Consider the following 11,971-nt stretch of genomic DNA (forward strand, 5'->3'; position numbering starts at 1 on the left):
ATTGATATGGCTCTTGCACTGGTCAGCTCCTTCGCCCCGCCCGTCCGTCATGATCATGACGGCCGCTCGGAAAAGCCGATTATCGACGCCCGCAACGTCGCGGTGAATTTCAAGGTCGAGGACGGCATGGTCGAAGCCGTCAAGGATGTCTCCTTCCAGCTCTATCGCGGCGAGACGATCGCCATCGTCGGCGAATCCGGCTCCGGCAAATCGGTGACGGCGCGCACGGTGATGGGGCTCCTGTCGAAGCGTGCCGTCGTATCCGATAAATCGACTGTCTCCTATGACGGCAGCAACATCCTGAAGTTTTCCGAGCGGGCGCGCCGCAAGCTGCGCGGCGATCGCATCTCGATGATCTTCCAGGAGCCGATGAGTTCGCTGAACCCGATCTATACGATCGGTAGCCAGATCGTCGAGGCGATCCGCGCCCATCGTCGGATGAGCCGGAAAGATGCGGAAAGGCGGGCGCTCGAGCTGCTCGAACATGTGCAGATCCCCGATCCGGCGGCGAGACTCCGGCAATATCCGCATCAGCTTTCCGGCGGCCAGCGCCAGCGTGTGATGATCGCCATGGCGCTCGCCAATGATCCCGACGTCCTGATCGCCGATGAGCCGACGACCGCGCTCGACGTCACTGTCCAGGCGCAGATCCTGAACTTGATCCGCAACCTGCAGAAAGAGCTGGGGATGGCCGTCATCCTCATCACCCATGATCTGACGGTCGTGCGGCAGTTCTCCGACTACGTCTATGTGATGCAGCATGGCGAGGTGCGAGAGCACAATGTCACCGAGGCGCTGTTTGCCAATCCGCAGCACCCTTACACCCGGCATCTGCTCGCCTCCGAGCCGCGTGGGCAGGCCAATCCGTTACCGGAGGGCTCTGACATCATTCTCGATGCCAAGGGCGTGCGGGTCGGCTTCATGCTGCGTCACGGCACCTTCCTCAAGCCCGAGATGCGCGAGCTTGTCGCCGTCGACAGCCTGAGCCTGACGCTGCGCCGTCACGAGACGCTCGGCCTCGTCGGCGAATCCGGCTCCGGCAAGACCACCTTCGGCCAGGCGATCTTGCGGCTGAACACGCCGCAGGCGGGCGAGATCCATTTCGACCGCCAGCCGATCCACGGGCTTTCCAGGGCCGAGATGCGGCCCCTGCGCGCCCGCATGCAGGTGGTGTTCCAGGACCCGTTCTCCTCGCTCAATCCGCGCATGACGATCGGCCAGATCATCGAGGAAGGCCTCGTCGTCAACCGGCTCGGCGCGACGCGGGCCGAACGGCAGGACCGGGTGCGCGAGGCGCTTGTTGCCGCCGGCATGCCCGGCAATATCCTGTCGCGTTTCCCGCATGAATTTTCCGGCGGCCAGCGACAGCGCATCGCGATCGCCCGCGCCATAGCGCTGGAGCCGGAATTCATCCTGCTCGACGAGCCGACATCGGCGCTCGACCTTTCGGTCCAGGCGCAGATCATCGAGCTCCTGCGCAAGCTGCAGGACGAGCGGGGCTTGAGTTACCTCTTTATCTCCCACGACCTCAAGGTCGTCCGCGCTCTCTGCCATCGCGTCATCGTGATGCAGCATGGCAAGATCATGGAAGAGGGGCCCGTCGACGAAGTTCTCACCAATCCCAAGACCGCCTACACCGAACGGCTCGTCAAGGCCGCTTTCGAGGTAGCATGATTATCGAATGCCGGAGGCTATAATGGCAGGAAATCCCAAGATCACTTTCATCGGAGCAGGCTCCACCGTCTTCATGAAGAACATCATCGGCGACGTGCTTCAGCGTCCCGCTCTGTCAGGCGCGACCATCGCCCTGATGGACCTCAATCCGCAGCGGCTGGAAGAAAGCGCCGTCGTCGTCAACAAGCTGATCTCGACGCTCGGCGTCAAGGCCAAGGCCGAGACCTATTCCGACCAGCGCAAGGCGCTTTCAGGCGCCGATTTCGTCGTCGTCGCCTTCCAGATCGGCGGCTACGAGCCCTGCACGGTCACCGATTTCGAAGTGCCGAAGAAATACGGGCTGCGCCAGACGATTGCCGATACGCTCGGCGTCGGCGGCATTATGCGGGGCTTGCGCACCGTGCCGCATCTCTGGAAGGTCTGCGAGGACATGCTCGCCGTCTCCCCCGAGGCGATCATGCTGCAATATGTCAACCCGATGGCGATCAACACCTGGGCGATATCGGAGAAATATCCGACGATCCGTCAGGTCGGCCTCTGCCATTCGGTGCAGGGCACGGCGATGGAGCTGGCGCACGATCTCGATATTCCCTACGAGGAAATCCGCTATCGCGCCGCCGGCATCAACCACATGGCCTTCTATCTCAAATTCGAGCATCGCCAGGCCGATGGCTCCTATCGCAACCTCTATCCCGATCTCCTGCGCGCCTATCGCGAGGGCAGGGCGCCGAAGCCCGGCTGGAACCCGCGCTGCCCGAACAAGGTGCGCTACGAGATGCTGACGCGGCTCGGCTATTTCGTCACCGAAAGCTCCGAGCACTTCGCCGAATACACACCCTATTTCATCAAGGAGGGCCGCGAGGACCTGATCGAGAAATTCGGCATTCCGCTTGATGAATATCCGAAGCGCTGCATCGAGCAGATCGAGCGCTGGAAGGGTCAGGCGGAAGCCTATCGCACCGCCGACAAGATAGAGGTGAAGCCGTCGAAGGAATATGCCTCCTCGATCATCAACTCGGTCTGGACCGGCGAACCCTCGGTGATCTACGGCAATGTCCGCAACAATGGCTGCATCACCTCGCTGCCGGAAAATTGCGCCGCCGAAGTGCCCTGCCTCGTCGACGCCTCCGGCATCCAGCCGACCTTCATCGGCGACCTGCCGCCGCAGCTGACGGCGCTGATGCGCACCAACATCAACGTCCAGGAACTGACGGTGCAGGCGCTGATGACGGAAAATCGCGAGCACATCTATCACGCCGCGATGATGGACCCCCATACGGCGGCCGAACTCGACCTCGACCAGATCTGGTCGCTGGTCGACGACCTGCTCGCCGCTCACGGGGACTGGCTGCCCGAATGGGCCCGCACCAACCGAAAAGTCCAGGCCGCCTGATCCCCTCTCCCGGGTGAGGCGTCGAGAAGCCCCGCGGTCGCAACAACCGCGGGGCTTTTGCGAGAAAAACCTGTTGCGGACGTGAGTCGCCGCGGGAAAAACAAGGTTGATCGAGCGTTGGGCCGCTCAGTCTGGTTTGAATCCGATCACCATCGAGTCCGGCCCCAGCAACGGCTCGACGCGCGTGGATACGAAACCGGCGTCGCGCATCCAGGCTTGGCAGTCGGCGCCGGAGTAGTCGAATCCTCCGCGGGTCTCGATCAGCATGTTCAAGCTCATCAGCAGGCCAAAGGCGTTGCTGCGGCGGTCATCGTCGATCACGGCGTCGTAGACGATCAGGGCCCCGCCGTTCGGCAGCGCGGCAAAGGTTTTTTCCAGCAGCATCCTCTTCTCGGCAAGATCCCAGTCGTGGAGGATATGCCCCATCACGATCACATCCGCACGTGGCAGCGGGCTGTCGAAGAAGTTGCCCTGTTGGAAGCGAATGCGGTCGGCAAGGCCGTGCCGGGCGACGAACTCGTCAAATATCGGCTGCACGGCGGGTAGGTCGAAGCCGAGGGCCTGGAGATGCGGATGGGCTTTGGCGATCACCACCGGTACCATGCCTTGCGCCGCGCCCACGTCGGCGAAGCTCGTGTATTTCGACCAGTCGAACTTGGCGGCGATCGCCTGCGCCGGACCGGCGCTGATCCCGCTCATCGCCTCGAGGAACCCGCGCAGCCGTGCCGGATCCGCGTATATCGCAGCAAAGAGGTCCTCGCTGTACTTGGCTTCGTTCTGCGGCTCTCCGGTCTGCAGGGCTTCGGTAAGCGAGCCCCAGAAACCGTATAGCCGGGCATTGGCCATTTCGAGGATGCCGCCGATATAGGATGGCTTCGCCTTGTCGAGGAAGAGGTCCGCATCGGTGGCATTGCGATAGCTGCCGTCCTCGCGTTCGAGCAGCTTCAGGGCCACCAGGGCGTCGAGGAAGTCGCGGGCCGAACGGGGATGCAGTTTCAGCCTGGCCTGAAGGTCGGTCAGGTCGGCCGGGCCGGCTGCGAGCTCGGTGAAGACGCCGAGCTCGACCGCGCTGAGCAGGGCTTTGGAGGCCCAGAACCCCATGCCAAGCTGCATGATGTTGTCCGGCGTCGTTGCGCCCATCGCTCGTCTCCTCGTAGGTCGTGTCGTCGAACGGCACCTGGAATTGGTGCGATAACCGAAGTGGCCGACGGCGCTGCGAAGCCGAGGACGTTCCGTCTCGTCGAGGCACCCTCCAAGTAAAACTAAAGCGTTTTATGATGGGGGGCAATTAATCAAGATTCACTAGCCAAGAGCCCAACGGCTGAGCGGCGATACCGACAGCTGACTTTCACAGCGAAGTTGAGTCGCAATGTACGAATTCAAATTGGTGCGGTTGCGAACACCTAAACCGGCATGAGCCCGGCGCCGAGGGCGAATGCTGCGCCGTGCCTATTCCGCAGACGCCTGCGACGCCTCACAAAGTTCGTCGCCTTCTGGAGCAATCCGTTGTCTAGATTGTTCCCGCGCGGTTTCTTTTGCGCCACTCTTCGTACTCTGTGCGGGCATCGTCGTGCAGCGGATAGTAGCGCTGCAACGACCCGCCCTCCATAAGCTTCGCTCGCGAGAACTCCTCCCAATCGTGATGCTTTTGGGATTCTTCGATGACCTTCGGTGCCATTGCGACTGGAAGCACCACCACCCCATCATCGTCGGCGACGATGATGTCTCCGGGGATTACCGTGACATCGCCGCAGGCAATCGGGACGTTGACGGCGTTGGGGTAGATGCTCGTCTGTACATGGTAGTTGGGCGTCCAGCCGCGCAGCCAGAGGGCGAGATCGAGCTTCTCGACATTGGGCCGGTCGCGCATGCACCCATCGATCACGATGCCAGCGCCGCCTCTGCCTTTGAAATAGGTCGACATCATATCGCCGAAGACGCCCGAGCTCATATCGCCGCGCGCGTCGACCACGACCACATCGCCCTCCTGCACGTGATAGAGCACGTGCCGGTGCAGCTGCGTCTCCGGATCTGCATATTCTCCCTCGTTGAAAAGGTCCGGACGCTGAGGCAGGAACTGGAGCGTCAGCGCCGGGCCGACGATCGACTTGCCGCGGCTCTGCGATACCGGGCCGACCATATGCGGATTGCGGAAGCCCATGTGGCCGAGCGTACCGGCAATGGTCGCGGCGCCGATCTCCTTCAGCGCGTCGATCAAGTCTTTGGACGGTCGCGTGATATCGGGCGTATGCGTCATTTTAGGCTCCGGTGGATGAAACTACCAGTTGGTGACAGAACCGTCGCGGCGCTTCAGGTGGGGCGCCTCCCAGAAACGAAAGCTCTCCGCCTTGACCGCCTCTTCGTTGACCTCGACGCCGAGACCCGGCAGATCGCTGACCGGATAGTCCGTGCCGTCGAGCCGCGGTTGCACGGGGAAGAAGTCGGAATTGTCGAAGCCGAGCTTGGCTTCGGGCGCCCTGGTCTCCAGCCAGGCGAAATTCGGCACCGCAGCGGCGAGATGGATGGTCGCGGCCGTGCAGACTGGACCAAGGGGATTGTGCGGCATCAGGTCCACATAGTGCGCCTCGCTCCAGCCAGCGACCTTCATCGCTTCGGTAAGCCCGCCAACATTGCAGACATCGAGCCGGTTGAACTGATGGATGCCGCGCTCGATATATGGCAGGAACTGCCACTTGCTGGCAAATTCCTCGCCGATGGCGAAGGGGATGTCGGTCATCATGCGTAGGGATTCGTAAGCCCCAGGTGTTTCGTCTCGGATCGGCTCCTCGAGGAAATCAAGCACACCACGGCCGAGCTTGTTGCAGAAGCTCGCCGCCTCTGCCACCGACAGCCGATGATGGTAGTCGATGCCGAGAACGACGTCATCGCCGAGCGCCTCGCGCGCGCTGTTCAGCATCCGTGCGGTAGGCCCGATCGACTCCCGCGGCTCGAAGATGTCCTTGCTGCTTTGCCCGATGGGGAAGAAACGGATCGCCTGCCAACCCTGTGCGCGCAGTTCGCGGGCGCGGTCGATGGCGACATCGCCCTCGGCCTCGTCGCCGGTCGAGGCGAAGGTCGGAATGCGGTCGCGCTGCTTGCCGCCGAGCAGTTCGTAGGCTGGAACCCCCAGCGCCTGGCCCTTGATGTCGTGAAGGGCAATGTCGATCGCGGAAATCGCCGCCTGCAGAACGCGCCCGCCTTCGAAATATTGGCTGCGATAAATTTCCTGCCAGATCCGACCAATCTGCATCGGGTCGCGGCCGATGAGAAACTCGCGATAGTGCTCGATCGCGCCGGCCACGGCCTTCTCGCGGCCGCTCAAGCCGCTCTCGCCCCAACCGAAGATACCGCTATCGGTCTCCACCTTGACCAGCATCTGGTTGCGTGTTCCGACCCATGCAGGATAGGGCTTGATTTCCGTGATTTTAAGCTTCGCAGTCATCCACGCCTCGTTTCACACGCATCCGCCATGAGTCAGTTGGCCTTCAGCGCCATTTCCGTTTCGCCGTCAAACAGATGCATCCGCTCCTGATCGAATTCGAGCCAGATCTGTTCGTCGGGCGTGACCGCAACGGTAGGCGGCACGCTGACATTGACGATGGCGCCGGACAGGAACGCCTGCACGAAGGTGACGTCTCCGGTCGGCTCCACCGTATAGGCCTTGGCAGGGATGCTTCCAGGAACCGCGCTCTTGTGCAGCTTGACCGTCGAGTGGCGTGCGCCGAGCACGATCTTCCTCGTGGATGACCTTGCAACTTTCTGGGCGTTTTGCGGCGAAAGCTCGAGGCGCCAGCCCTCCGCGCTGGTCAACACGGTCTCGCCGCCTGCCGTGGACACCTCCAGTGGGATAAGGCTCATCGCCGGGCTGCCGACGAAGCTGGCGACGAACATGTTCACCGGATGGGCAAAGACCTGCGCCGGAGTATCGTATTGCTGCAGATAGCCGCCGTTCATCACAGCCATCCTGTCGGCCATGGTCACCGCTTCGAGCTGATCGTGCGTCACATAGATGATCGTCGCCTTGAGATCCTGATGGAAACGTTTGATCTCCGACCGCATCTGCACGCGCAGTTTTGCGTCGAGGTTGGAAAGCGGTTCATCCATCAGGAATACTGCCGGATCGCGAACGAGCGCACGGCCGAGCGCCACGCGCTGCTGTTGGCCGCCCGAAAGTTCGCGTGGCTTGCGCTCGAGCAGCTGCGTCATGTCGAGCACGCGCGCTGCTTCCCTGACCTTCTTGTCGATCTCGTCCTTTGGCAGTTTGCGCATCTGCAGCGGAAACGCCAGATTCTTGTAGACAGATTTCTGCGGATAGAGCGCGTAGTTCTGGAACACCATTGCAATGTCCCGGTCCTTGGGGTCGAGGTCGTTGACCACCCGGTCGCCGATGACGATGTCGCCGGAAGTGATGGGGATAAGCCCCGCCACAAGATTGAGCGTGGTTGTCTTGCCGCAGCCTGAAGGGCCGACGAGCGCAACGAATTCACCGTCATTGACCGTCAACGAAACATCGTTGACAGCTTTGAAGGCGCCATAGGTCTTGACCAGATCTTTGAGGACCACGTGGGCCACCGGCAACTCCCTAGTGCTTGACTGCGCCTTCGGTGAGGGCGCGTACGAAGTATCGTTGAAGGACAAGGAACAGGACGACGACGGGCACGCTCATCATGAAGCTTGCCGCCATCAGGCCCGGAAAGTCCGTCGTGTTTTCCGAGAAGAAGCGCTGGATGCCGACCGGCAGCGTCAATTGCTCGTTCTTGGAGAGAAAGGTGTAGGCGTAGATGTACTCGTTCCACGCGCCGATGAAGGAGTAGATCGCCGTGGCGATGATGCCCGGAGCCGAGAGCGGCATGACGATCAGGAGAAAGGCCTGGAACCGCGTTGCACCGTCGATGCGCGCGGCCTGCTCGAGTTGCACCGGGATGTTGTCGTAGAAGCCCTTGAGGAGCCAGATTGCCAGCGGCAGACCGAAGGTGAGGTAAGTGAGGACGAGCGACCCATGCGTGTTCACCAGCCCGATGGCGCGCATCAGGATGAAGAGCGGCACGAGAAAGATCACTGCCGGGAACATGTTGCGAAGCAGGACGGCGAAGAACAGAAAGTTCCGGCCCGGGAAGGTGAAGCGCGAAAACGCGTAGGCCGCAGGAACTGCCACGATCACCGAAAGGATGGTCGTGGCGGTGGAGACGAAAAGGCTGTTCCAGAAGAAGCGCAGGAAGTCCTGGCCGACGCTGTTTTGCGGATCGAGCAGCTTCTGGTAGCTGGCGAGGGTGGGTTGGTCCGGCCACCATTGCGGCGGAAATTGCATGGCCGCGAAGCCGGACTTGATCGAGGTGATCAGCATCCACACCATCGGTAATGCGGTGTAAAGCAACATGAACACAAGGAAGATGCGTCCGCCCCACCGCCATCCATCGATGCGCGCACGGCGACGCGCCTGGCTTCGATGAGCAGTCTCGGCAATCGCGCTCATTCGCTTCCACCCCTCTGTTCGTTACCGCTCAGAGCACGGACGTAGAAGTAGCCGAGCGCCATCAGGATCAGGAACAGCAGCACCGAATAGGCCGATGCCACCCCCCAGCGCTGGCGGCCGAAGGCAAGCTCATAGATGTGGGTGATCCAGATATGCGATGCGTTCGAGGGTCCGCCGCCGGTCATGATCCAGGGGATGATGAAAGAATTGAAGTTGGCCACTGCGAGCAGAAGGATCGTCACCGTCGAGACGTTTCTCAAATGCGGAAAGGTGACGTGCCAGAACCGCTGCCAAGCATTGGCTCCGTCGACCTTTGCGGCGCGCAGCAACTGGTCGGGAACCGTCTGCAGGCCAGCCATCATCATGATCATGGCAAACGGGAACTCGCGCCAGATGTTGACGACGATCAAGGAGGGCAGCACTGTGCTGACGCTGTCGATGAAGTTCGGCGGCCGATCGGCCCATCCGAGGCCGACCAGCACCGCGCCGATTATCCCGAAGTCCGAATGGTAGATCCACTTCCAGATATAGGACGCGGCCACAGCGCTGATGACCCAGGGGATGATCAGGATGGCGCGCAGGATGCCGCGGCCGACAAAGTCGCGATGGAGCGCCAGGGCGCAGGCAAATCCCAGGACAAATGAAATGAGAGTGGATCCCAGGGTCCAGATGAGAGTGTTCGAGGTGACCTTCCAGAACACCGCACTTGTGAGGATGGCGGTGTAGTTGTCGAAACCGACGAAGATCTTGTCCCGGAGCTGCAGGCCAGGCGGTGTGTTGAAGAACGACAGTTCGATTGTGTAGTAGATCGGGTAGGCGATGACGATGAGCATCACGGCGATCGCGGGAAGCACGTATGCATAGTCAGCGCGATGCTCCAAGATGTTTCGCAGCACGCCGAGCCGATCGGATTGCAGTCTGCGGTGAGCCTCGGCCTTGCCAGTCAAGATCGTCACTGTGCGGTGCCCCTATTCTTCGGAACAAACCGGCTGCAATCGAGGTGCAGCCGGTCAGATCGTCAGGATTGACTAGAGTCCGCCGTCCATCAGGTCGTTGACCTTCTTGGCTGCGTCGTCCGCTGCTTGGTCGACCGTCATGGCCCCGGTCAGGGCATTCTGCAGCATGTCCGGGATGATGATGTTCATGATCTCGGGCGACTGTGGCAGTGCCGGGAACGGGATGCCGTAGGGCAGCATCGAAGTCGTGACATCAAGAAACTTGATGTTATCGAGACGCTCCTTCATCCACTTGGTCTTGAAGCCGTTCAGGTTGCCGGGGTTCGAACCGGCATAGGCCATCTTCAGCGACCATTCCGGGCTCGTCCACATGCAGATGATGGCCTTTGCAGCCGGCTCGTCTACCTTGCCGCCCTCGACATATTCGGGCTTCAGGATGTGAATGTTGGAGCCGCCAAACACGACGGCACGCTTGCCGTCGGGGCCGGTCGGAATGAGGCCGTAGCGCATGTTGTCGATGACGGTCTGGGCTTTTTCCTTGTCGCTGCCCGTCGTCTTCTTCTGCAGGTCGAGCATGACGTTGTAGTCGGACGGGTGCGAGATCATCATGCCGAGCTGGCCAGCGAGGAACAGGGGCTGATTGTCGGCCTGCTGGTTGGTGAGCGCCGAAACCGGAACCGACTTGTCGCGAACATACATGTCGTAGGAGGCTTGCAAGGCCGCCTTGCTCTGCGGGCTATTGAGCTGGACCTCCTTGTAGGTCGGGTTGGCGGTCGCTTCGTCGAAGACGCCGCCGCCATAGGCCCATAGCTGCGGCATGAAGCGGTATGGCGTATTACCCGCATTCTTTCGAGCCACGAGGCCGTAACCGGCAATACCAAGCTTGTCGTGGATCTGCTTGGAATATTTGACGACATCATCCCAGGTTGCCGGAGCCTTGTCCGGATCGAGGCCCGCACGCTTGAAGACATCGGCGTTCCAGATGAATGCCATCGTCTCGTTGTTGGTTGGAATACCGTAGGTCACTCCCTCCCACGTCACCGCCTTCATGGCGCCTGGCCAGAAATCCTCGGTCGAATAGCCTACATCCTCGGGCTTGAGCGGCTGCAAATAACCCTTTGAGGCGAACTCGGTCCCGCCGAGGATTTGTAGGCGGACCGCCATGGGCGCCGCATTGCCCAAAAGTGCGGTCCGGAACTTGTCCAGAAGGTCGTTATAGGTGAGGGCTTGTTCCTCAAGCTGGATGTTTGGATAGGTTTTGCGGAAGGTCTCGAAGAAGTCCTTGTAATACTGGCGCAGGAGGTCGGGGTCGCCCTCGAACACGCCCTGATACCAGAATGTCAGCCGGCCCTTATAGTCGAGCGGGGTGACCTTGGCGCAACCGGCCGCCGTGTCGAACTCCTGCGTGCCGGCGATTGAGCGCACATATTGCGGTGACCACTGGCTCAAGTCGACCGGCGCACTGAGCGCAGGCACGGACATCAACGATACCATCAAAGCAGTGGATATAGTGCCGCGTACAACGACACCGCCGAGCGAAAGACTCGTCATAGGTACTCTCCCAGGTTTTCTCCCAAGCCGCTCTCAATCGAGGCGGTCTTGCTCCCAGGTCGTGGGATTCTCCCACTTAATGTATCCCTTCGACCTTATCATACGTTTTCACGCCGAAGATTGTCTGTCAACTCAAGAAAATCGTACATTGTTTTAGGAAGTTTTGCGTGATATCCCGGAAATGTGTGTATGGATTGGGGACAGTCTTGGCTGAAACAAGCGAATTTAAAGCACAGCCGCCCGAGGGGATCGACGCTACTGGGGCCTCGAGCGAGGGCGCGTCTGTTTACCAACTGATCAGGGACGACATCATCGAAGGGCGGCTCGCGGCCAACGAGCGGCTCGTCATCACCGATCTCGCCCGGCGCCACGGCACTTCGACCAACCCCGTGCGGGAGGCTTTGCAACTGTTGCGCGGCGAGGGCTTTGTCACCTTCGTTCCCAACCGCGGAGCGCGCGTCCGGCCCATCGATCAGGACTTTGTTCGGGATATCTACGAGATAGGCGTCTTGATCGAGCCCTCACTGACGCGCTGGTTCGTAAATATGGCGACGGTGGAGGACATTGCTGAACTCGAACGCATCCAAAGCCTCATTGAAGAGAACAACTTTGCCGACACGCTAAGGCATAGCGAACTCGACACCGCCTTTCATACCGTCATGTACCGGAAGCACTACAATCGCCATGCCGCCGAGCTTTGGTGGAAGCATCGCGAAGTGCTTCGAGCCGTGAGCCGCCGCTTCGATTTTACGCTTGCCCGGCGTGCGGCGATCCTGAGCGAGCATCGCGAGCTTATCGCGCATGTCAAAGCCGGAAGGGCGAACGAGGCAGCCGAACTTATTGCACGCCATGTCGAAGGCTCGGGGCGGCACATCCTCGAACACATGCGTGCGCGTAACGCCGCTCGCGCGGGATAAAGTGCAT

10 protein-coding genes are annotated in these 11,971 nt (G+C 60.8%); 3 read left to right on the plus strand and 7 right to left on the minus strand.

Annotated elements, in window-relative coordinates; all coding sequences use genetic code 11:
• Positions 1 to 6: 6 nt before the first annotated feature.
• Positions 7 to 1,674: an ABC transporter ATP-binding protein gene (locus CO660_RS11985; RefSeq protein WP_097598858.1), complete on the plus strand. Its 1,668-nt coding sequence runs from the start codon at positions 7 to 9 to the stop codon at positions 1,672 to 1,674.
• Between the two features lie 22 nt (positions 1,675 to 1,696).
• Positions 1,697 to 3,067 carry an alpha-glucosidase/alpha-galactosidase gene (locus CO660_RS11990; protein WP_097598859.1) on the plus strand — a complete coding sequence of 457 codons (1,371 nt, stop codon included), beginning with the start codon at positions 1,697 to 1,699 and terminating at the stop codon, positions 3,065 to 3,067.
• A 126-nt stretch (positions 3,068 to 3,193) separates the two neighbouring features.
• Here CO660_RS11990 and CO660_RS11995 read toward each other — a convergent pair whose 3' ends face one another.
• The 7 genes from CO660_RS11995 to CO660_RS12025 form a co-directional block, all read right to left on the minus strand.
• A complete protein-coding gene (locus tag CO660_RS11995; protein ID WP_097598860.1) occupies positions 3,194 to 4,207 on the minus strand; it encodes a methyltransferase in 1,014 nt (337 codons plus the stop codon).
• Between the two features lie 370 nt (positions 4,208 to 4,577).
• On the minus strand, positions 4,578 to 5,324 hold the full coding sequence (locus tag CO660_RS12000; RefSeq protein ID WP_097598861.1) for a ribonuclease activity regulator RraA: 747 nt from the start codon (positions 5,322 to 5,324) through the stop codon (positions 4,578 to 4,580).
• A gap of 21 nt (positions 5,325 to 5,345) precedes the next feature.
• Positions 5,346 to 6,509: a mandelate racemase/muconate lactonizing enzyme family protein gene (locus CO660_RS12005; RefSeq protein WP_097598862.1), complete on the minus strand. Its 1,164-nt coding sequence runs from the start codon at positions 6,507 to 6,509 to the stop codon at positions 5,346 to 5,348.
• A 32-nt stretch (positions 6,510 to 6,541) separates the two neighbouring features.
• Entirely contained in the window at positions 6,542 to 7,639 is a 1,098-nt protein-coding gene (locus CO660_RS12010; RefSeq protein ID WP_097598863.1) for an ABC transporter ATP-binding protein, read from the minus strand.
• Positions 7,640 to 7,649: 10 nt separating this feature from the next.
• On the minus strand, positions 7,650 to 8,540 hold the full coding sequence (locus CO660_RS12015; RefSeq protein WP_097598864.1) for a carbohydrate ABC transporter permease: 891 nt from the start codon (positions 8,538 to 8,540) through the stop codon (positions 7,650 to 7,652).
• Positions 8,537 to 9,496 (minus strand): sugar ABC transporter permease, encoded by a 960-nt coding sequence (locus CO660_RS12020; RefSeq protein WP_097598865.1) that lies wholly within the window; start codon positions 9,494 to 9,496, stop codon positions 8,537 to 8,539. Before CO660_RS12020 ends, CO660_RS12015 begins: the two co-directional genes overlap by 4 nt.
• A 72-nt stretch (positions 9,497 to 9,568) precedes the next feature.
• Positions 9,569 to 11,047: a sugar ABC transporter substrate-binding protein gene (locus CO660_RS12025; protein ID WP_097598866.1), complete on the minus strand. Its 1,479-nt coding sequence runs from the start codon at positions 11,045 to 11,047 to the stop codon at positions 9,569 to 9,571.
• 206 nt (positions 11,048 to 11,253) lie between these two features.
• Here CO660_RS12025 and CO660_RS12030 point away from each other — a divergent pair, with 206 nt between their 5' ends.
• On the plus strand, positions 11,254 to 11,964 hold the full coding sequence (locus CO660_RS12030) for a GntR family transcriptional regulator (protein WP_097598867.1): 711 nt from the start codon (positions 11,254 to 11,256) through the stop codon (positions 11,962 to 11,964).
• The last annotated feature ends 7 nt before the right edge of the window (positions 11,965 to 11,971 follow it).

The organism is Rhizobium sp. L9, from assembly GCF_002531885.1.
In the GTDB taxonomy this organism is placed as follows: Bacteria; Pseudomonadota; Alphaproteobacteria; order Rhizobiales; family Rhizobiaceae; genus Rhizobium.